The sequence below is a fragment of the Paucilactobacillus nenjiangensis genome (assembly GCF_008632615.1).
Taxonomy (GTDB): domain Bacteria; phylum Bacillota; class Bacilli; order Lactobacillales; family Lactobacillaceae; genus Paucilactobacillus; species Paucilactobacillus nenjiangensis.
On the sequence record NZ_CP043939.1, the window covers coordinates 1,080,932 to 1,102,413 of the forward strand.

Genomic DNA, 21,482 nt, shown 5'->3' on the forward strand with positions numbered 1-21,482 from the left:
CTGTGGGAGGGTAACATGCGACTAATTTCGCTTGAAATAAATGGTTTTAAATCATTTGCACAAAAAACAAAAATTGAATTCATGCCGGGGATGACGGGAATTGTTGGCCCGAACGGTAGTGGTAAAAGTAATATTATCGAGGCAGTCCGCTGGGTAATGGGGGAACAGTCTGCTAAGGATTTACGTGGGGATCGCATGGCTGATGTCATTTTTTCGGGTTCCTCAACGCGTAAATCACTCAATCGCGCCGAAGTTTCAATTACTTTTGATAATTCAGATCATTATATTAACAGTGACTTTAATGAAATTCGAGTGACTCGGCAGCTTTACCGTAGCGGTGAGAGCCAATATATGATTAACAATCAGGAATGTCGTTTAAAAGATGTAACTGAGCTATTTATGGACTCTGGACTTGGCCGAGAGTCTTTTTCGATTATCTCTCAAGGTCGAGTTGAAGAAATTTTTAATGGCAAGCCAGCTGATCGTCGCAAGGTAATTGAAGAAGTCGCTGGTGTGTCTAAATACAAGAAAAACAAAGACACTGCTGAGAAACGCCTCAACGATACTAATGACAATTTAAATCGAGTGAATGATATTTTAGCTGAGTTAGAAAGCCAAGTTGAACCATTGGCCGAACAAAGCGCTCTTGCAAAAGAATATCAGGAACAAAAAACTCGCTTTGATCAATTAGATAAAACCAAAACAGTTTTAGATATTACGGATAATCAACAAAAGCATCACGAAATCCAAGATCGAGTTGAAAATGCCAAAAAAATGAGTGAACAATATGACACTCAAAGTACTGAATCCGCACAACAACTTTCCGAGTTAAAGCAACAACAAGTTCGCTTAACGAAAATTAAAGACGATTTACAGGCGAAATTACTGATTCAAACTCAATCAATTTCTGAATTAGAGAACAACCAAAACATCAACGCAGAACGAGCCAATAATCGTCAAGCTAATTTGGAGCAAATTCAAAAGCAAATTGAACAGCTAACGGCACAAATCAGCGAGCTCTCAACTGAATTAGCTGATTTAAATACCGAACAAGCTGCTCACCTGGCAACAGTTAGCCAGAATAAAGACGACCTAAAGCAACTAAAATCAATGAGTGCTGAAGAACGCCAAGCTCAATTAAGCCAGCAAATAGAAGACTTACAAAATCAGCAAATTGAACAGATGCAAGCTTTGACGACATTACATAATCAAAAAGCTTATCTGATTAAGAATCATGAACAAAATGATCAACGACAAAGCCAGTCAAATATTGATTTGGCAGCGGCCAAAAAGCAACAAGCACAGCTCGCCGACAAATTAAACCAAGTTGAAGAAACGTTGACCAGTGAGCAGGCTGCTTTATCAAAACAAGAGACAGCACTGAAAGAAGAAGTCACCCGCCGTCAAACATTACGAAGTCAGTACGACGAGATTCAAAAGCAATGGTATCAAGCACTAGGAACTGAACAAACCTTGCAGGCTAAAATTAACGGTCTAAAATCGTTAGAAGCCGATTACTCAGGATTTTATCAAGGGGTTCGGTATACGTTACAACATCGCAACGAGTTCGATGGGCTACTTGGGCCTGTGTCTGAACTAATTGATGTGCTACCCCAATACATGACAGCTGTTGAAACAGTTTTAGGCAGTCAATTACAGAATTTGGTCGTCGATAATTCTGCGACAGGTAAACAAATTATTAAATACTTAGTTTCAAAAAAAGCAGGCCGGGTTACGATTTTACCGGTTGATTCTCTGTCGGTGCATTCACTAAATTCAAGCTTACTGGATTCACTAACTACGATGGCCGGTTTTGAAGGAGTCGCAAGTGAATTAATTTCGACTTCTAAACAAGCATCAACTGTAGTTAAGCATCTATTAGGTACGACGGTGATTGCAGATAACCTTGATCATGCCACCCAAATTTCAAGAGCTGGACAACATCGAGTCCGGGTTGTCACACTAGATGGCCAATTAATTAATGCCAGTGGTTCTATGACTGGTGGGGCCAATAAGCAACAACGTCAGGGGCTATTAAGCCGCCAACAAGAACTGGAAACTTTGGAAACCAAATTAGTTGATGCGAAAACTGCTAGTACTCAATTTGAAGAAAAAGTGGCTAAATTTGACGATGCGATTAAAGCTAATCAACAAAGTGGTGAAAAGCTGCAACAACAAGTGATTGCACAACGCGCCACGGTCCAAGATATCAACGGGCAATTGCAAATCTTACAAAACGAACAAACCGTCGTGAATAAGCAATTGACTGCTTTGAAATTCGAAGTTGATCAAAATAACGAAGAATCAACTTCGTATGCAGATACGTTAGCGAGAAATGAAACTGATGATAAGACCGTTAATGAGTCAATTGCAGCGTTAAAGACACAAATCATCCAGTTAAAAGATGATTTAGACAATCTACAAACTGATGCGTCGGTACAAGCCAAGCAGATTCAAGCTCGTGAACAAGCGATTGCCGTTGAAACCGAAAAAATTCAACACGGCCAACAGGAAATTAATCGAGTTCAACAAAGTATCGAAGCTCAAGAAGCACGTTTGGCTAATCTCAAACAACAAACGGATACGACCAGCGCTACCCAAGCTGAACAGGAAACTCTCCAAAAAAATAATCATTTGCGATTAGAAGAATTGATTGCTGCCAAGTCAGCAACTGAAAAAGAAATTACCACGACTAGTCAAAAACTAGACACTAATTCATCTGAGGTGGAACTCGCAGATCAAAAACAAGTTCGCACCCAAGAATTACAACGTGCGGCTTTAAATGAGTTAAATGATGTCAACGCCCGCAGTGTGAAACTAGAAACCCTGATTGATACGGGGATGAATCGCTTGAGTGAACGCTATGCGATGTCCTTTGACGAAGCTAGCCTAGACTTAATTGATTTGCCCATGCCTGAGATTATGAGTCAATTAAAATTACTCAAACGAGGATTGGATGAAATTGGTCCAGTTAACCTTGGTTCAATTGATGAATACGAACGAGTTTCTAAACGGTTCAATTTCTTAACTGAACAAAAAGATGATTTAATGGCTTCGAAACAACAGCTGAACGAAACCATGGCTGAAATGGATGAAGAAGTTAAAACTAGATTTGAAACTAGTTTCCATGAAGTTGCTCATGAATTTGAGCAAATTTTCGTCGAAATGTTTGGTGGTGGACAAGCTAAACTAGTTTTAACGGAACCGGATAACATGTTAACGACCGGGGTAGATATCATTGCACAGCCACCTGGGAAAAAGAATCAACAGATGAGTTTACTGTCTGGTGGTGAACGGGCACTGACGGCGATTACGCTTCTATTTTCAATTTTGGCCGTGAGACCAGTACCATTCGCTATTTTAGATGAAACTGAAGCTGCCCTTGACGACGCCAACGTTAATCGATTTGCGAGGTATTTGAGCACGTACGGGGATGATGGACCACAATTTATTGTCGTGACCCACCGTAAAGGTACCATGATGAATGCTAAAGTTTTGTATGGGGTAACCATGCAAGAATCTGGAGTGTCCAAGATGGTATCCGTGTCATTGGAAGATGTTAAAACAACTTAAAGGAGTCAGAATATGGGATTATTTGATATATTTAAGCGCAAAGCAACTAAACCTGAAGAACCCAAACCGGTTGAATCAGAAACTAGCGAGGCACCACTGACTGCCAGTGAAGAAAGTGCGATTAGCTCAGACACATCAGTTGATCAAACGTCTGTCGTAGAACCTGAATCAAGCTCTAATGTTGAAGCACAACAATCGTCAGAGGTTGATAGTCAAACAGCCGCTTCGACTGAAAGCTTAGAATCAGAATCGATGGTTAGCAAATTAGCCAGTCAAGAAACTAGTACCATTGCTGAACAATCAGAAAGTCTTGCATCAGAAGACTCTAATGAATCGTCTGAAACTGAAACCTCAAAAACACCAGTCGAAGTTGATTCTACTGAGACCAGTGATGAACCTGAAGAACCAGTAGCCGATGAACCTGAAGATTCAGTAACTGAAGAACCGGCAGTCGCCGAACATGAAGAAGCAACCTATGAAAAAGGACTGGAAAAAACCCGTTCCACATTTGGTAGCCGTTTAAATGAATTTTTAGCTAATTTTAGAAGTGTCGATGAAGATTTCTTTGAAGAGTTGGAAGAAACATTAATTAAATCAGATGTTGGTTTTGACATGGCAGTTTCCATCAGTGACCAATTACGTGATGAAGTTAAGCTTCAAAATGCCAAAAGTAAACAGGCGGTTTCCAATGTTATTATCGAAAAGCTAGTCCAAATTTATGATGACCAAGGTAAAGACGAAGATAACAGCATTCATTTTGCAGCTCAAGGCCCAACCGTCATTTTATTTGTTGGGGTGAATGGAGTTGGAAAAACCACTACCATTGGGAAAATGGCTGCTAAATACAAGCAACAAGGCAAAAAGGTGCTCTTAGCCGCTGCTGATACTTTCCGAGCGGGAGCAACCAAACAATTGCAAGTTTGGGGTGACCGCGACGGTGTTGAAGTAGTTACCGGTCCAGAAGGTAGTGATCCAGCGTCGGTTGTTTTTGATGCTGTTGATAAAGCTAAAAAAGAAAATTATGATGTCTTGTTCGTTGATACCGCCGGTCGTTTACAAAATAAAGTTAATTTGATGAACGAACTAGAAAAAATGAAACGGATTATTGAACGTGAAATCGCGGGTGCTCCTCAAGAAGTATTGTTAGTTTTGGATTCTACGACGGGACAAAACGCCCTGACACAAGCCAAAATGTTTAAGTCAAGTACCGATGTCACCGGTATTGTGTTGACTAAACTAGATGGTACTGCTCGTGGGGGAATTGTGTTAGCCATCCGCAATGAATTACATTTACCAGTCAAGTTTGTGGGCTTAGGTGAACAAGTTGCTGATTTACAAGAATTTGACGCCAGTGAATACGTCTACGGTCTCTTTAAAGGGCTTGTAACTGAAGAAGGATAAAGCACATGGAAATTGAAAAAAACGAGCGCATCAATTCATTATTTGAATTTTACCAGGCACTCTTAACTCAAAAACAAACGGACTATATCCAACTTTACTACGCTGATGATTACTCATTAGGTGAAATTGCTGAGGAATTTAATGTCAGCCGACAAGCAGTTTATGATAATATAAAGCGTACAGTCGCCATCTTGCAAGACTATGAAAACAAACTTCATCTTTACGCCGAATTTGTGGCACGAAATCAAGTGGCGGATGAAATTCAAACTTATATAAACAATCAATATCCAAATGATCAAACCTTGAAGTCATTGATTAAACGACTTGAGAATTTAGAAGAAGAATAGGAGAGCTGATTAATGGCTTTTGAAGGATTAACTGAACGATTACAAAGCGCGATGTCTAAGTTACGTCGCAAACCTAAAGTTACTGAAGCAGACCTCAAAGAAACCATGCGTGAAATCCGCTTGGCCTTGCTGGAAGCCGATGTTAACTTCACCGTTGTTAAAGACTTTGTCAAACAAGTTCGTGAACGTGCAACTGGAACTGATGTTTTACAAGGATTAAACCCAGCCCAACAAATTGTTAAAATTGTTGATGAAGAATTAACCAAAACAATGGGTTCAGAAGCGGTTCCGCTGAACAAGTCAGATAAGATTCCTACTATCATCATGATGACCGGGCTCCAAGGGGCTGGTAAAACTACCACCGCTGGTAAATTAGCCTTAAAGTTAAAAAATGAAGAAAACGCACGACCAATGTTCATCGCGGCCGATGTTTATCGCCCAGCTGCGATTGACCAATTAGAAACAGTTGCCAAATCAATTGATGTTCCGGTTTTCCAACTTGGAACAGATGTTGATCCGGTAGAAATTGTCCGTCAAGGACTTGAAGAAGCCAAAGCAAAACATAATGATTATGTCATCATCGATACGGCCGGTCGTTTACAAATCGACGAAAAGTTGATGAACGAATTAGTTAATATTGAAACCTTGGCTCAACCTGATGAAATTTTGTTAGTTGTCGATGCCATGACTGGTCAAAATGCGACTGAAACCGCCGATGGATTCAACAGTAAGCTCAATATCACCGGGGTCATCTTAACTAAGTTAGATGGCGATACCCGTGGTGGGGCTGCGTTATCAATTCGGGCAGTCACTGGCAAGCCAATTAAGTTTGTCGGTCAAGGTGAAAAAATGACTGATTTGGATGTCTTCCATCCAGATCGAATGTCATCTCGAATCTTAGGCATGGGTGACATGCTGACCTTAATCGAAAAAGCACAACAAGATTTTGATGAAGATCAAGCCAAGAAAACTATGGATAAAATGCGTGAAAACTCATTTGACTTCAACGATTTTCTCGACCAAATGGAACAAGTTCAAAACATGGGCCCAATCGAAGATATCATGAAAATGATTCCAGGGATGGCCAATAATCCAGCCATTAAAAATGTGAAAGTTGATCCAAAAGATATGGATCATATCAAAGCAATTGTCTATTCAATGACGCCAGCGGAACGTGAAAACCCAGATTTATTAAATCCAAGTCGTCGTCGCCGACTAGCAGCTGGTGCAGCACGACCAATTGTCGAAGTTAATCGAATGATTAAGCAATTCAATGAAATGAAAAAGATGATGAAACAAGTCTCTAGCGGTAATATGGCGGGGATGGAACAAATGATGGGCGGCAACATGCCTGGTGGTCGTTTGGGCAAATTAGCCATGAAACAAATGACTCGCAAGATGAAGAAAAATAAGAAAAAGCGCAATAAGCGTAAATAAATTTTAACTGTTAAGTAAAAATACTTTACAAACTATTTTTGAAATGGTATATTTATATCTGTTAAAAAACTTCGAGGAGGTGTTTACACATGTCAGTTAAAATCCGTTTGAAACGAATGGGATCAAAGAAGCGTCCATTCTATCGTATCGTTGTTGCCGATTCACGTTCACCACGTGACGGCCGTTTCATCGAAACAGTTGGAACATACAATCCATTAGTTGAACCAGCAGAAGTTAAGCTTGAAAAAGAAGACATCATGCAATGGTTAAACAATGGTGCCCAACCTTCAGATACAGTTCGTAACTTGTTATCTCAGGCTGGAATCATGAAAGAATTTCATGAATCTAAAATGACAAAAAAGTAGTCGTTTAACGAATACTCAATAATGAAATTAAGTCACTTTATAAGGGACGTGTTGCTTCTACGGTCCGGTCTTTGATGAATAATCAAATCGCGGAAGTTTCGTTTCATTATTAATGATCGTCAAACACAAAACTCCCACACATTAGTGTTGGGAGTTTTTTTAAACTAATTTCGGACTTAATGAGGAAATGAAATGAACTATTACAAAATTGGCACCATCGTTAATACACATGGATTAAAAGGGGAACTCAAAATTTTGTCAGTCACGGACTTCCCTGAATTACGCTATAAAAAAGGTAACCAAGTCTATATCGCAGCTAAAGATAGCAAAATACCCGTGACTATCAAAACCGTTAAGTTACAAAAAAATATGTATCTAGTTACTTTCAAAAATTTGGAAGATATTAACTTGGTTGAAAAATACAAGGGTCTTGATTTAATGATTAGTGAAGATGACCAACAAGAATTAAATCAAGACGAATATTACTATCGTGACATTGTGGGTCTAACCGTTGAAACTGAAGATGGTCAAACCATTGGAACAATTAAAGAAATTCTTTCACCTGGGGCAAATGACGTTTGGGTCGTTAATCGCAAAGGCCAAGATGATTTACTTTTGCCAGTTATCGATGATGTAATTAAAACAGTCGATTTAGCAGAACATAAGGTGATTGTTGAACTGATGGAGGGACTATAAAATGCGGATAGATGTATTGACCTTGTTTCCAGACATGGTTAAAGGTCCCTTAAGCGAGTCAATCATTGGTAAAGCCATTGAAAAGAATTTATTAGATGTTGAAGTAACTGACTTTCGCGATTACACTGACGATAAACAAAACCATGTGGATGATTATCCATATGGTGGTGGTGCGGGGATGTTATTGCAAGCCCAACCCATTTTAACCGCCTATGCAGATACCGTTGCTAAAACAGCAGATCAATACCCAACTGGGAAAGTTATTTTAGTTGATCCAGCGGGTCGAAAATTTGATCAACAAGTCGCCCAAGAATTATCACAGGAAGAACATTTAACGTTTATCTGTGGCCACTATGAAGGCTATGATGAGCGAATTCGGAGTATTGTCACTGATGAAATCTCCCTTGGGGATTTTGTCTTAACTGGTGGTGAATTGCCAGCCATGGTGATGATTGATGCTGCAGTGCGTTTATTACCAGAAGTGTTAGGTAATCAAGAATCTGCTCCGAGTGATTCATTTTCAAATGGGCTACTGGAATACCCACAATATACACGCCCACCTGAATATCAGGGGATGAAAGTCCCAGAGGTGCTGATGAATGGTAATCATCAACTAATCGCTGATTGGCGTGAAAAAGAATCGTTGCGAAGAACTTATTTGCGTCGTCCAGATTTATTAGAGCAAATCGAATTAACAACCAAACAACGACATTTGTTGTCAGATATTAAAATCGAAGAATCTGAAGATGAAATTGAATAGTACTTTACATTAAACTATCATGTATGCTATTATTCTATATGGCTGTAGAGCCACAGTAACGATATTCCGCTGCTAATAAAACATGAATGTCGATTGAAAAGGGAGAAACAACATGCGTCAAAATGACTTAATCCAAAAAATCACTTCAGATCAATTACGTAGTGATATTCCAGATTTCCGTGCCGGAGACACTGTTCGAGTTTATGCTCGTATCGTCGAAGGAACTCGGGAACGTGTTCAATTATTCGAAGGTGTTGTTATCAAACGTCATGGTTTCGCAATCAGCGAAACTTATACTGTTCGTAAGATCAGTAATGGTATTGGTGTGGAACGTACATTCCCACTTCATTCACCACGTATTGATAAAATTGAAGTAGTTCGTCATGGTCGTGTTCGTCGTGCTAAGTTATATTACTTACGTGCACTTCATGGTAAGGCAGCTCGTATTCAAGAACGTCGAGTTTAATTACAGAAAAAAGCAATCCGCTTGGATTGCTTTTTTTGTTGAGTGCGCCCGGCATGGGCGCCAACTAGGTGGTGAAAGTCCACTGTGGGCCGTAGTAGTCGGAACCACTAGCCAAGGACAAGGGTGTCCACTGTGAAGTGGAATCTGAAGGAAGTCTGAGGAGCAAAATACCGCACCAATGAACAAGAAGTAGCTATAAGGCCAGAACTGATTGGATAAGATTGCTCAACAAATCGAAGTCCGATACTACTCAAAATCACTATGGTAAAGCTAATGGTGACATGGTATGAAAGTTGACGTTCTTACCCGGGGAGGCCTGATAGACAAGTCCCGACAAGAAGAGCAATCAAGTTCTACAGGACAACTGTTTCAGTGATGGAATACTGAGTTTATCAGGAGTCAGCCGAGGCCATAGTAGTGACTTCGTCACGAAGGGCTGAACAGTAATAACTCACATTGATTATGGAGGTGGAATTTATGCGACGATCGCAGAAAACAGAAAACAAAGCTGACCACCAGTGGATGGTAGGTCTGGAAGACCAAGAACAAACTGGGGCGCGTAGGATGAATTCTAATGAAACAACGATGATGAGTGGCATTAAGTTTGAACAACGCGTGTTGGATCGAGATAACTTGAATCTGGCCTATCAACGGGTTGTGCGTAATAAAGGTGTCGCAGGCATCGACGGAATGACCATCGATGATCTGTTAGGTTATTTGAGAGTTCATAAAACTGAACTTATTCATCAGTTGAATGATGGGACGTACCGGCCGAAGGCGGTTAAACGGGTAGAAATACCCAAACCAAATGGTGGCGTGCGAAAATTAGGCGTGCCAACAGTAATTGACCGAATGATACAACAAGCAATCGCACAAGTGATGTCTCCGATTTTTGAACAAGTTTTCTCAAATAATAGTTTTGGTTTTCGACCTAATCGAAGTGCGCAAGATGCAATTAAACGAGTTGTATCGCTGTATAACGAGGGTTACCACGTCGTGGTTGATCTTGATTTAAAGGCATACTTCGATACAGTCAATCATGATTTACTGATCAAGTATATCGAACAATATATTGATGATCCTTGGTTGATTAAGCTAATTCGAAAGTTTTTGACTAGTGGTGTTATGACTGGTTCAACCTTCGAAGCGAGTGTCGTGGGAACCCCGCAAGGCGGACCACTGTCACCACTATTGGCGAATATCTATCTCAATGAGCTGGATAAAGTATTAACGGAACGAGGTCTCCACTTTGTCCGATATGCGGATGACTGCAATATTTACGTTAAGAGTAAACGAGCAGGTCACCGGGTACTTGAGAGTATTAGTAGATTTCTGGAAAAGGATCTTAAAGTAACCGTCAACCGTGACAAAAGTAAAGTCGGGTCACCATTGAGATTGAAATTTCTGGGATTCTCACTGGGAGTTGGTAGGGGTGGTGCTTTCTCAAGGCCGTCAAAACAATCCCAAATACGGGTCAAACAGGAACTCAAACGAATTACGAAACGCAATCGCGGAATTTCACTTGAACAAATGTTTATGGAAATCACACGAAAAATGCGCGGATGGATTCAATACTACTCATCTGGTAAGATGACAAACTTCTTGAAACGAATAGATCAGTGGCTACGGTCTAGAGTTCGACAATACATCTGGAAATCATGGAAGAAAATCAAAACGAAGATCACTAACCTGAAACGACTAGGTTTGAATCAGAATGATGCTCGGCTAGCTGCTTATACCCGCAAGGGTTACTGGCGCACAGCACATAGCAAAACACTACTTTATACGTTAACAAACGAAAAACTGGAACAACTTGGATTGATGAATCTCTCCAAGGTATTCCAGTCTATTCAAAATTCTTAAATTACTGAACCGCCGTATACGGAACCGTACGTACGGTGGTGTGAGAGGTCGGTAGCTGAACTAATCAACTGCCTCCTACTCGATTATATTTAATTTAGCGCCACCGCGCTAATTTCTTTAATTGATAAGGATAACCCCAAATCATAAACTTTTTGCTGAATAAATTTCGCTGACTATTATTTAAACCGTCAATTCCACGCTTTAACATTTGGTCAAATGTGATGTTGGGCTCAATAAATTGACCATCACGATAACACATTTCACAATATTCATTTGATAGAGTGCCATCCGTTTCAGTTCCTTGATGTTTCTCCAGTGGCATCCCACAGCTTTGACAAAATTTATTCATGTGTAAACTACTCGTATTATAAGTTAGCGTCAGTTTTAAAATTAAGCAGTGATAAGTCAGTTGATTCGGTAATTAGCTGACGGGCAAAGTTCCGATAGGCTGTAGATGCGTATTCTGCCATCTCAGTCGATTTATCAGTTAAGTAAGCTTCTCGGCTGTCAGCATTTGTTTCAAGCTCAGAATCGGCGTTTTTGAGCATTTCACGTAGGTGAGTATTGATTTGTGTTTGCAAATCCGTCATCGGTTTCCAAAAATGGTCTAAATGTGCATCAACTAATACACCGACTAATTTGTAATTCCAATATTCACTATTAACGTTGTATTGTTGTTTACCGCGTTGGTAGCGGAGAGGAGTGTCGTTGATTTCAGCATAAAATGGCACGTAGACACTTTCGGCACTTACACCAAGCGAGAGCCAATGAAGATTAACGGGTTCTCGATTCATCTGTAAGACGTGTGATTCTTGTGTTTTAGCCAAACTGATGGGGCGATACTTACGTTTATCACTATTATTACCCGAACCCAATGGATCAAATTGTGTCCCTTGAAAATGAGAACTCAAGTAATTTTGAGCATCGTCAATAGACAATAATTGGTCGGGTTTCATTAAAAATGGTAGCGTGTCGGATTCGGGTTGTTCGTCATACATTTGACTTGCACTAAACATCCGGTGCCCATACCAAACTCGAGGAGTATTATAAACAGCATCTGACGCATCATGAGTACCGAAAATGTTTCTAAAGTTGAAAGTCCCAGGTGATGGATTCAACTGATTTTCAGTTACAAATTGTTGGAGCTTTGGATGTGTCATGAAATTATCTGAATCAGCAAAATCGATTTCTTGAATACTAATTTGATTAGCTACAACGGCATAACAATCATCGGGAATACGTTGAGCTGCCCAATAGTGTCCACCGACTGTTTCAATGTACCAAGCTTCTTGATTGTCCGCAAACAAGATTCCATTAGACTCGTTGGTACCGTGAGCTTCAATAATTTTGCCTAGTCTTTGGACACCTTCACGAGCAGAATGAATAAAGGGAAGGACTACAGTTACCATCGCTTCTTCTGTAATACCAGCTTCAACAAGCGGGTCAGAAGCTAAAACACGAATGTTTGAATAGGCACTTTCAGTTGCACTCATTGCTACATTGAATTCATTAATCCCATCTTCCTCGAAAACGCCAAACTTATCTGTCCATTCTGGAGTGGCCGTGTATTTAGCACTGGTAGCCGGCAAATCAATTTCAAACTCATTATCGGTAGATTTAAAATGGTTAGTGATATAGTTTTTGGGACGGACGACAAAATGCTTAGGCCAGGCAGACTTGGCGTCTTCGTTTCGTCCAATCATGATGGTTCCGTCGATACTAGCCTTACGACCAATTAATATACTGGTACATGCTGAATATTTTGATTTATTTTCCATTCTAGAATCCCTTTCGCACGTTATTAAATTCATTGTAACTGATATTGTGAATTAATTTAAGCAAAACACATGAGTTCAATTGGCAAAGTCACAATTTTAAAGTATAATGTATCTAACTAGTTTAGAGGAGTGAATCAAATGCCATTAGTACACATTGAGTTAGTCGCAGGCCGTTCACAAGAACAGCTAAAAGGCCTTGTTAAAGACGTTACCGCTGCAATCGCCAAAAACGTTAACGTTCCTGAAGAACGAATTCATATTGTTTTAGACGAAATGCAACCTGATCGTTACAGCGTTGGTGGAGTTTTAAAAAGCGACCAATAGACAGAAGAAATAAAGAAAAGGTGGCAGGATGATTTATTTCAATCCGCTACCTTTTTTCTTTATGTAATCATTGGAGGAATAGGATTGAGTACTCAAATTACTGAACATCAAATAACCAACGACGGGCATCTCTTAATTGGTGGTGTGGATACAACCAAGTTGGCAAGTGAATATGGCACACCATTGTATGCCTATGATATAAGCATTATTCGGAATCAAATTACCCATTTTAAAACAATTTTTGAAAAAGCAGATGTTAAATATCAAATCAGTTACGCTAGTAAAGCCTTCGCTATCCTAGCGATGTATCAATTGATTAATAAAGAAAATATTCATTGTGACGTAGTTTCCGAAGGCGAATTGTATACTGCTAAACAGGCCGGCTTCCCAATGGATAAAGTTTCATTTCATGGCAATAATAAATCAGTTCAAGAATTGACGATGGCTCTTGATCAAAAAATTGGTTGTATCATCATCGACAATTTTTATGAACTTGATTTATTAAAACAATTAACTCAAGAACGTCAACAATCAATTAACGTCATGATTCGAGTTACTCCTGGTATTTCAGCGCATACGCATGAATATATTTCAACCGGTCAAGAAGACTCTAAATTTGGCTTTGACTTAAATAGTGGGCAAGCCGACAAGGCATTAGAACAAATCCTTGCCGCTCCATATCTGAAGATGCTAGGCGCACATTGTCATATTGGTTCTCAAATCTTTGCCACAGCCGGATTTGTTGGCGCAGCAGAAAAGATGATGGACCTCTTAATTCATTGGCAAGCAGATTTTGATTTCACGGCGACGGTGCTGAATCTAGGCGGCGGATTTGGGATTCAATATACTGATGATGAAAAACCATTAGCACCCGAAGTCTTTATTACTTCAATTATCGAGGAAGTTAAACAATTATCAGCAACAAATAATTTTCCATGTCCTGAAATTTGGATTGAACCGGGTCGTTCAATTGTGGGTTCAGCTGGAATTTCTTTATATACAGTGGGTTCACAAAAGACGATTCCAAATGTTCGCGATTACGTAGCGGTCGATGGTGGGATGGGTGACAATATTCGACCTGCTTTATACGAAGCCAAATATGAAACTGTGCTCGCCAATAAAATGAACGAACCAGCCACACATAAAGTTTCAGTTGCAGGTAAATATTGTGAATCTGGTGATATGTTGGCATGGGACCAAATATTACCAACGACGACGGCAGGTGATTTGCTAGCAGTCCTTGATACAGGAGCCTATGGTTATTCAATGGCTAGTAATTATAATCGCAATCCACGACCAGCTGTGGTATTTTGTGATGAGGGAGAATCAAAGCTAGTGGTTAATAGAGAAACTACAGAGGATCTAATTAAATTAGATCTTCCACTAGAATAAATTCTTGTTTGAAAGGATGAATTAATTTGGCAAATCAACAATATGTAATGTCAATTGATCAAGGTACAACTAGTTCACGAGCCATAATTTTTGACCATCAAGGTCAGGTGGTAGCTAAAGCACAACGTGAATTTAAACAATACTTTCCCGAACCAGGTTGGGTTGAACATGACGCAACTGAGATTTGGGAAGGCGTGCAGCAAGTAGTTGCTGACGTCATGATACAATCGCAAATTAAGCCTTATAAAATTGCTTCGATTGGAATTACGAATCAGCGTGAAACGACAATTATTTGGGATAAAAACACAGGCAAACCTATTTATCACGCTGTCGTTTGGCAATCAAAACAAACAAGTGAAATCGCTGATCAATTAATCGCCGATGGTTACAAAGATTTTATCCATGAAAAAACAGGTTTAATCATTGATTCATATTTTTCTGCTACCAAAATTAAATGGATTATGGATCATGTTCCTGGTTCCTACGAACGTGCACAAAAAGGTGAATTGTTGTTTGGAACGATTGATACCTGGTTACTATGGAATTTAACCGGGCGCAAAGTTCACGCTACTGATGTGACCAATGCGAGTCGGACCATGCTGTTCAATATTCATGATATGAAATGGGATTCTGACATTCTGGAATTGCTAAATATTCCAGTGCAAATGTTGCCAGAAGTCCGTTCATCATCAGAAATATACGGCTATACCGGTGACTACCATTTTTACGGGGTAGAAATACCAATTAGTGGGATTGCTGGTGATCAACAAGCTGCACTCTTTGGACAGGCTGCATTTGAAAAAGGCAGTGTCAAAAACACGTATGGTACTGGAGCTTTCATTGTGATGAACACGGGAAATGAACCAACGATTTCTGACAATGGTTTGCTCACCACCATTGCGTATAGTTTAAACGGTCAAGTTAATTATGCGTTAGAGGGTAGTATTTTCGTAGCCGGTTCAGCCATTCAATGGTTACGTGACGGCATGCAGATGGTTGAACACGCATCTGATTCCGAACAAGCTGCGGTTGATGCTGAAACAACAAATGGTGTTTATGTGGTGCCGGCATTTACTGGGCTAGGTGCGCCATACTGGGATCAAGATGTCCGTGGGGCAATGTTTGGTCTTACTCGTGGAACTACCAAGAATCAAATTATTCGAGCCACCGTCGAATCAATCGCATTTCAAACCAAAGATGTCATTGATACGATGGTCCAAGATACCGGTTTAAGTTTAAAAGCTTTGACCGTCAATGGTGGGGCATCCAGAAATAACTTCCTAATGCAGTTTCAAGCTGATATTTTACAAACCAAAATCAATCGAGCGAAAATTGAAGAGACAACTGCTCTAGGGGTAGCCTTCTTGGCTGGACTCGCTGTTGGATTCTGGCATGATCAGGCAGAATTAAAACAATTGAGTGCGATTGGTGATGAGTTTAACGCACAGATGGACAGTCAACGTGCTGAGACTATCTATGCGGGTTGGCGTAGTGCAATCTCGGCTGCACAATACTTTTCACATCCAAAATAAATAATTGTTAAATTACCATCAAAAAAGGGTTGAAGAACAAAACAATGTTTTGTCTCAACCCATTTGTATTTAAACGCTTAATTTGAAGTAGTTTTGTAAATAATGTGCTAAGCCGTCATGTTGATTATCATCTTCAGTTTGATCATCAGCATCAGCAGCAATTGATGGGATGGCATTCTTCATTGCTACGCCACGACCAGCGTATTTCAACATTTCTGCATCGTTAGCTTCATCACCAAAGGCAATCACATTTGACTGATCAATGTTGTATGTTTTGGCAAGGTAGGCAACACCCATAGCTTTTTGAATACCTTTAGACACAACTTCAAGAATGTTATGAGGTCCGCCCCAGACGCGAATATCAACGTCAGAACCATACTTATCAGTGATATTCTTGATCAGTTTGTCTTTTTCACCTGGATGGTATTCAACAGTTAACGCAGTGGGATCCGAGGTTAGATTATTACTATTGAGAATTTCTTTTGGCGTTAACTTAGTAGGGAAGAAGTCAGCCATGATGTTACTCTGTTGATTAGCCCAGAGATGTAATTTGTTTTCGGCAGTCATGGTGTCGATCCCTAATTCATCTTTATGAGTCAGTAAATCGAGTGCAATCTCACGATTCAAATTTTTTTGATATTCTTGATGCCAAGTTTGGTGGGGAATATGGGCTAAAGCCCCGTTAAAATTAACCATGGCAGATTTCAATCCTAATGAGTCATAGTATCGTTGAGAAATTCGATAAGGTCGTCCTGTTACGATACTGACAATGTGGCCAGCCTTGCTAGCAGCCTGAATTGTTTTAATTGTTGTTTCTGATAATTGTGCGTCGTTATTAAGTGTAGTACCATCTAAATCAATGGCAATTAGATGTTGATTCATAATTAGATGACCGTCCTATATTTTTAGATTATATTATTTAAATCTAACATATCTAAGTAGAATTAGCCAATAATCGAGCGTTAAAGTAGTTATAATTAGCATTATTTGTATATAGCAAATAGTTAATTGCTATATACAATAAGTAATAGAATGGAGACAAAGTTGAAATTACCTGAAGGATTTATTAAAAAGTATACTAAGTTACTCAATGAGGAAGCTCCAGCATTTTTTGCAACTTTCGATGACCCTAGTTATAGTGGATACCGCATCAATACCAACAAGCCCGGGAAACTAACTACTATGGAGTATCTTGAAAATAAAGATAGAATAGACTATTGTGACACGGGCTTTTATGGACAAATTGATGGCAAGACTATGGATCACGTGACAGGTTACTTGTACAGTCAAGAACCTTCTGCAATGTATGTGGGTGAAGTTGTTGATGCACAACCTGGCGAGAGAGTGCTAGACCTTTGTGCAGCACCTGGTGGAAAAAGTACTCATATCATTAATAAAATGAACAATGAGGGTATTTTGGTCAGTAATGAAATCTTTGGCAAACGAGCTTCAATTTTGTCAGAAAATATTGAACGTTGGGGTGCAACGCACACTGTCGTTACCAATGAAAGCCCAGATAAATTAGCTCCACATTTCTTACAATATTTTGACCGGATTCTTGTAGACGCACCATGTTCTGGTGAAGGAATGTTTCGTAAGGAACCTACCGGAATCCAATATTGGACTGAAGATTACGCTGCTGAATGTGCTAATCGGCAAAAAAAGATTCTGGCTTCAGCTCTTGAAATGTTAAAACCAGGTGGTACTTTAATCTATTCAACCTGTACCTTTGCACCTGAAGAAGACGAACAAATCGCTGCCTGGCTCTTGTCAGAGTACGGTAACTTAGCAATGGTGCCTATTAAAAAATACGATGGCATGGATGAAGGTCAACCACAATGGGCCAATGACAATCCCGAATTATCAAAAGCTGTTCGTTTATTCCCACATCATCTTCAGGGAGAAGGACATTTTATTGCTAAATTTGTCTTAGATGCTGACCCAGCTCCAGAGGAAATCAAAGTAAAAGCACCTAAATACAATACCATGGATAAAGATGAAACTAGTTTATTCAATGATTTTCTCACCGCAACTGGCTTACGATTGCCAACGGGTGATTTAGTTAAATTTGGTGACAACTTATTCTTATTACCAATTGGATTGAACTCCATTGCCAAAGTAAAATTTGTAAGACCAGGATTGCAATTAGGTATTTTTAAAAAAAACCGTTTTGAACCGGCTCACTCATTGGCGTTAGCAACTCATCCAGATGATATTAAAGCGAAAATTGAAATCACCGATGAACAATGGCATCACTATATCCATGGTGAAACTATTACTATTGAGGAAACAAAAGACAAAGGTTGGTATTTACTAGTTTGTCAGGGACACTCCATCAGTTTTAGCAAGTTAGTGGGTAAAACCCTGAAAAATTTCTATCCAAAAGGATTACGAGTTTAAAAAATAGGATTGCCGTAATTGGCAATCCTATTTTTGTCTTTGATTAAGAAAATTGATTAATTCACTGTTTAAAACATAGGGGGTATTTTTCAAATCTGCAAATGATTTTGATCCACAAAGCAACAGCAGCTTTTGAACTTCATCTGACCACTGAGTCAACGTTAGGTCCAAAGCATCATAGCCTTGTGACGTCAAAATATGGAGGAAATAACCAGCCACGCCAACTGCTTGAGCACCTAAAACACCACATTTGATGACATCCAGTGGAGTAGTAACTCCACCCGATGCAAACAAGTTAACGTTCGTTACAGTCCCACAATCTAATAATGACTCAACGGTTGTTTGACCCCAATCGGAGAGGTATGAATAATCATTTTGGTGGTTCCGACGATTTTCAATTTCTACAAAATTAGTGCCACCATGGCCGCTCACATTAACGTTGTTAATGCCAATTTGCGCTAATTGTTCAACGGTCTCGTGACTCATTCCAAAGCCAACTTCTTTAACAATCACAGGAATTGACAATGAAGATTTCAGCTGTTTCAAATTTTCTAACCAGTAAAATTCACGTTCACCTTCTGGCATGACAATTTCTTGAGCTGAATTCACGTGAACTTCTAATGCATCAGCTTTCATAAAATCAATAATGAATTCAGCTTGTTCAACCGTCGTATGTGCACTGACATTGGCAAAAACAAGACCATTAGGATTTTGCTGCCTGATTACCGCAAAACTATCTTTGGCAGATTCATCGGCCAATAAGATGCTGGCCGAACCAACGGCCATAGCCAAGTTATGCTTTGCAGCTAATTTGGCCAATTGTGAATTAACCTTAGCTGCCGTCTGGCTACCGCCGGTAATTGCTTCAATGTAGTAGGGGTGAACAAAAGAAAGACCGGCGACTGTGGTTTGAAGAGTAGCGTCGTTCAACCCAAGTTCCGGCAAACTATTATGAATAATTCTAATTCCGTCAAACGAATCTGTTTGATGCACGGTGGAATAAAATTTTTCGGCTAATGATAAATGTTCATCCTTGCGATGTGATTGGATTGATTCCATGTTTAAGACCTCATGTGTTGAATTAATTTATTTCATGTACGGATAAATCTAATTGTTCAATATCAGCGTCAGCCCATTTGTTAATTAATGATTTCAAATCTTTTGTCGAATCAATTGCGACGATTCCACAATCTCCACCACCAGCACCAGAAGTCTTGGCAGCTCCTTCAAATTCTTCCGCAGTATCACAAAGATTTGTGAGGACATCTGTTTCAATCGAAACACTTGAAAAGACTGAAAGGTTTTGTAAAATTCTACGATTATGACGAATTTCTTCTTGAATTATTGATAGTTCACCGTTGCGAAAACCAGAAATCATTTTTTGAATACAAAGACGACTTTCAGCAAGAAAATCTTGATATTCGGTACTTTCACGAGCTTTGGCAATTGAAACCTTATCAACTAACTTGGAAGTAGAAGCGGGGGAACCAGTCCACCCAATTAATAAAGTCATATTTTTAGGTGCTTTGAGTTGTTCAATTTTTAGTTCTGGCCAAGGCATCGAGATTAAGTCGATTAAACTAGTTGTTTTGCGTTGTTCCATCAGCCATTGACGATCAAAAGAATGATAGGCAATCCAGCCACCATAAACCGAGGCCGCAATATCACCTAATGAACCATTACCTTGCACTTCAAAATGTGCAATCGCAGAGAGCTTGAAAATTTCATCTTGTGTTACATCCAGTTGATAGAATTCACACAAAGCTTTGACCGTAGCAACGGTGACCGCTGCTGAAGAACCAAGACCATATTTTTTCCCGTCAGCACTATCGAGTTGACTGTCCACGTTCAAGTGGTAGACGCTTAAATCACGTCCTAATGCATGGGCATAATCTTCAGTAATCTTGATTGCTGATAAGATATAATGAAAAGGGTTATCACGGTTGTCAAAGACCATTTGACCATCTTGACGACGCCAATAGATTGAATTTTCTGAATATTGCGTAGATAAAATACTTCCTACGTCTGAACTTTTTTCAACGGTACAAAAAACAAACTGGTTTAATGCGACTAAGATAGCGGGAAATCCCGTTTCAACAACGGCGTATTCGCCAGCAATATATAATTTTCCAGGTGCAGCTGCTTTAATCAATTAAATTGTTCCTTTCAAAAATAAGACTACTTCATAAATGTAATGCCGGGGCCTGGTTGACTAACAACCAGTTGATTGCGGCCGAAAACTTTTGCGAGGCTCGCAAGAATTACATCACGATCCTGACAATCGTAAATGACTTTGACATTAGGGCCGGCATCCATAGTATAAAAACATTCTACTCCATTTTCACGTAATTTCTCAACTTCCTGCATTGCGAGAAGACTATCCGCATTAAAGTAAGTGAAATGTGGATCAGCAGAAAGCGTTAAAGAATGCATACGCATCGCATTTGATTCTGCAATTTTGCCGATAAGATGAACATCTTTGTCAGCAATGGCTTGTTTCATGGCACGCATATCATTTTCGACTACCGACAACCACTCGTGATAAAAAGGCGAGGTGGTCACAGTATTTTGCATCCCCGAACGACTCGAAATTTTTTTCTTTTTGGTATCTAATAAAATGGCAATCATTTCTAACCCAAAATCTAATTTTTCTTGAATGGGGGAAGCAAAGGAATCATTATCATCGGTACCTTTGTGCCATTGTGCTAAACCACCAAATACTGAGCGGGTCGCTGAACCAGATCCACGTCTAGCCAGACGTGACACATCGGTCATCGTATAAGGTTTGCCACTGGCTTCATAAATCGCACCTGCAAGAGCAGCAAAGGCGGACGAGGATGAGGCCAAACCTGCAGAAATCGGTACATGGTTGATTGAATCCACATGAGCGAATTGGGTCAACTCAATTTTTTCACGCGCAATATCCATAAAATGCGTCAACTTCATAAAATTTTTTTCATCGACAGGCATTTGATCAATCGTAAATTCATCTTGGGATAGTTCTGAATCAAATTTTACCGTAGTCGTTGTATAAAATTCATTCAAAGTCAGTGATAAACTGTCGGTCCAGGGGAGAATTAATTGATTATCACGTTTGCCCCAATATTTAACTAAAGCGATATTCGTATGAGCTTTCGCTGTCGCAATA

19 protein-coding genes are annotated in these 21,482 nt (G+C 39.6%); 13 read left to right on the forward strand and 6 right to left on the reverse strand.

What is annotated here, in order from left to right:
- Nucleotides 1-15 precede the first annotated feature (15 nt).
- The 9 genes from smc to ltrA all read left to right on the forward strand — a co-directional run bounded on the left by smc (nt 16) and on the right by ltrA (nt 10,908).
- Nucleotides 16-3,573: a chromosome segregation protein SMC gene (gene smc / locus F0161_RS05555; RefSeq protein ID WP_150203961.1), complete on the forward strand. Its 3,558-nt coding sequence runs from the start codon at nt 16-18 to the stop codon at nt 3,571-3,573.
- A 12-nt stretch (nt 3,574-3,585) separates the two neighbouring features.
- Nucleotides 3,586-4,974: a signal recognition particle-docking protein FtsY gene (gene ftsY, locus F0161_RS05560; protein ID WP_137602400.1), complete on the forward strand. Its 1,389-nt coding sequence runs from the start codon at nt 3,586-3,588 to the stop codon at nt 4,972-4,974.
- A gap of 5 nt (nt 4,975-4,979) precedes the next feature.
- A complete protein-coding gene (locus tag F0161_RS05565; protein WP_137602399.1) occupies nt 4,980-5,321 on the forward strand; it encodes a putative DNA-binding protein in 342 nt (113 codons plus the stop codon).
- Between the two features lie 12 nt (nt 5,322-5,333).
- The gene (gene ffh, locus F0161_RS05570) at nt 5,334-6,758 is read left to right on the forward strand and encodes a signal recognition particle protein (RefSeq protein WP_150203962.1); all 1,425 of its coding nucleotides are present in this window, start codon (nt 5,334-5,336) and stop codon (nt 6,756-6,758) included.
- Nucleotides 6,759-6,847: 89 nt separating this feature from the next.
- Nucleotides 6,848-7,123 (forward strand): 30S ribosomal protein S16, encoded by a 276-nt coding sequence (gene rpsP, locus F0161_RS05575; RefSeq protein WP_137602397.1) that lies wholly within the window; start codon nt 6,848-6,850, stop codon nt 7,121-7,123.
- Nucleotides 7,124-7,315: 192 nt separating this feature from the next.
- A complete protein-coding gene (rimM, locus tag F0161_RS05580) occupies nt 7,316-7,819 on the forward strand; it encodes a ribosome maturation factor RimM (RefSeq protein ID WP_137602396.1) in 504 nt (167 codons plus the stop codon).
- A 1-nt stretch (nt 7,820) separates the two neighbouring features.
- Nucleotides 7,821-8,579, forward strand: a complete 759-nt coding sequence (gene trmD / locus F0161_RS05585) for a tRNA (guanosine(37)-N1)-methyltransferase TrmD (protein ID WP_150203963.1) — start codon at nt 7,821-7,823, stop codon at nt 8,577-8,579.
- Nucleotides 8,580-8,691: 112 nt separating this feature from the next.
- A complete protein-coding gene (rplS, locus tag F0161_RS05590; protein WP_137602394.1) occupies nt 8,692-9,045 on the forward strand; it encodes a 50S ribosomal protein L19 in 354 nt (117 codons plus the stop codon).
- A gap of 477 nt (nt 9,046-9,522) precedes the next feature.
- Entirely contained in the window at nt 9,523-10,908 is a 1,386-nt protein-coding gene (gene ltrA / locus F0161_RS05595) for a group II intron reverse transcriptase/maturase (protein ID WP_150204649.1), read from the forward strand.
- A gap of 94 nt (nt 10,909-11,002) precedes the next feature.
- On the opposite strand, the gene F0161_RS05600 is transcribed toward ltrA, so the two are convergent.
- Both F0161_RS05600 and F0161_RS05605 read right to left on the reverse strand, forming a co-directional pair.
- On the reverse strand, nt 11,003-11,257 hold the full coding sequence (locus F0161_RS05600; protein WP_150203964.1) for a zinc ribbon domain-containing protein: 255 nt from the start codon (nt 11,255-11,257) through the stop codon (nt 11,003-11,005).
- Nucleotides 11,258-11,273: 16 nt separating this feature from the next.
- Nucleotides 11,274-12,686 (reverse strand): C69 family dipeptidase, encoded by a 1,413-nt coding sequence (locus F0161_RS05605; protein ID WP_150203965.1) that lies wholly within the window; start codon nt 12,684-12,686, stop codon nt 11,274-11,276.
- Nucleotides 12,687-12,824: 138 nt separating this feature from the next.
- Between F0161_RS05605 and F0161_RS05610 the strand changes: the two genes are divergently transcribed.
- The 3 genes from F0161_RS05610 to glpK all read left to right on the forward strand — a co-directional run bounded on the left by F0161_RS05610 (nt 12,825) and on the right by glpK (nt 15,934).
- Entirely contained in the window at nt 12,825-13,010 is a 186-nt protein-coding gene (locus tag F0161_RS05610; protein ID WP_150203966.1) for a 2-hydroxymuconate tautomerase, read from the forward strand.
- Between the two features lie 84 nt (nt 13,011-13,094).
- The gene (lysA, locus tag F0161_RS05615) at nt 13,095-14,402 is read left to right on the forward strand and encodes a diaminopimelate decarboxylase (RefSeq protein ID WP_150203967.1); all 1,308 of its coding nucleotides are present in this window, start codon (nt 13,095-13,097) and stop codon (nt 14,400-14,402) included.
- 26 nt (nt 14,403-14,428) lie between these two features.
- Entirely contained in the window at nt 14,429-15,934 is a 1,506-nt protein-coding gene (gene glpK, locus F0161_RS05620) for a glycerol kinase GlpK (RefSeq protein ID WP_137602096.1), read from the forward strand.
- 69 nt (nt 15,935-16,003) lie between these two features.
- Here the strand turns inward: glpK and F0161_RS05625 are convergent, their stop codons facing one another.
- On the reverse strand, nt 16,004-16,816 hold the full coding sequence (locus tag F0161_RS05625; protein WP_150203968.1) for a Cof-type HAD-IIB family hydrolase: 813 nt from the start codon (nt 16,814-16,816) through the stop codon (nt 16,004-16,006).
- Between the two features lie 162 nt (nt 16,817-16,978).
- Between F0161_RS05625 and F0161_RS05630 the strand changes: the two genes are divergently transcribed.
- On the forward strand, nt 16,979-18,334 hold the full coding sequence (locus F0161_RS05630) for an RsmF rRNA methyltransferase first C-terminal domain-containing protein (protein ID WP_150203969.1): 1,356 nt from the start codon (nt 16,979-16,981) through the stop codon (nt 18,332-18,334).
- 27 nt (nt 18,335-18,361) lie between these two features.
- Here F0161_RS05630 and fni read toward each other — a convergent pair whose 3' ends face one another.
- From fni to mvaD, 3 genes are read right to left on the reverse strand one after another with little or no spacing between them, the layout of a single operon-like run.
- Nucleotides 18,362-19,393 carry a type 2 isopentenyl-diphosphate Delta-isomerase gene (gene fni / locus F0161_RS05635; protein WP_150203970.1) on the reverse strand — a complete coding sequence of 344 codons (1,032 nt, stop codon included), beginning with the start codon at nt 19,391-19,393 and terminating at the stop codon, nt 18,362-18,364.
- A gap of 22 nt (nt 19,394-19,415) precedes the next feature.
- A complete protein-coding gene (locus tag F0161_RS05640; RefSeq protein ID WP_150203971.1) occupies nt 19,416-20,486 on the reverse strand; it encodes a phosphomevalonate kinase in 1,071 nt (356 codons plus the stop codon).
- A gap of 26 nt (nt 20,487-20,512) precedes the next feature.
- A complete protein-coding gene (gene mvaD, locus F0161_RS05645) occupies nt 20,513-21,481 on the reverse strand; it encodes a diphosphomevalonate decarboxylase (RefSeq protein ID WP_150204650.1) in 969 nt (322 codons plus the stop codon).
- Nucleotide 21,482: the final 1 nt, after the last annotated feature.

What these genes read in the sequence shown, in the direction of transcription:
- rimM (WP_137602396.1), top strand. Translation starts at nt 7,316, where the DNA reads ATGAACTATTACAAAATTGGCACCATCGTTAATACACATGGATTAAAA.
- F0161_RS05605 (WP_150203965.1), bottom strand. Translation starts at nt 12,686, where the DNA reads ATGGAAAATAAATCAAAATATTCAGCATGTACCAGTATATTAATTGGT.
- F0161_RS05625 (WP_150203968.1), bottom strand. Translation starts at nt 16,816, where the DNA reads ATGAATCAACATCTAATTGCCATTGATTTAGATGGTACTACACTTAAT.
- ltrA (WP_150204649.1), top strand. Translation starts at nt 9,523, where the DNA reads ATGCGACGATCGCAGAAAACAGAAAACAAAGCTGACCACCAGTGGATG.
- ffh (WP_150203962.1), top strand. Translation starts at nt 5,334, where the DNA reads ATGGCTTTTGAAGGATTAACTGAACGATTACAAAGCGCGATGTCTAAG.
- smc (WP_150203961.1), top strand. Translation starts at nt 16, where the DNA reads ATGCGACTAATTTCGCTTGAAATAAATGGTTTTAAATCATTTGCACAA.
- ftsY (WP_137602400.1), top strand. Translation starts at nt 3,586, where the DNA reads ATGGGATTATTTGATATATTTAAGCGCAAAGCAACTAAACCTGAAGAA.
- F0161_RS05600 (WP_150203964.1), bottom strand. Translation starts at nt 11,257, where the DNA reads ATGAATAAATTTTGTCAAAGCTGTGGGATGCCACTGGAGAAACATCAA.
- trmD (WP_150203963.1), top strand. Translation starts at nt 7,821, where the DNA reads ATGCGGATAGATGTATTGACCTTGTTTCCAGACATGGTTAAAGGTCCC.
- F0161_RS05610 (WP_150203966.1), top strand. Translation starts at nt 12,825, where the DNA reads ATGCCATTAGTACACATTGAGTTAGTCGCAGGCCGTTCACAAGAACAG.
- F0161_RS05565 (WP_137602399.1), top strand. Translation starts at nt 4,980, where the DNA reads ATGGAAATTGAAAAAAACGAGCGCATCAATTCATTATTTGAATTTTAC.
- fni (WP_150203970.1), bottom strand. Translation starts at nt 19,393, where the DNA reads ATGGAATCAATCCAATCACATCGCAAGGATGAACATTTATCATTAGCC.
- rplS (WP_137602394.1), top strand. Translation starts at nt 8,692, where the DNA reads ATGCGTCAAAATGACTTAATCCAAAAAATCACTTCAGATCAATTACGT.
- rpsP (WP_137602397.1), top strand. Translation starts at nt 6,848, where the DNA reads ATGTCAGTTAAAATCCGTTTGAAACGAATGGGATCAAAGAAGCGTCCA.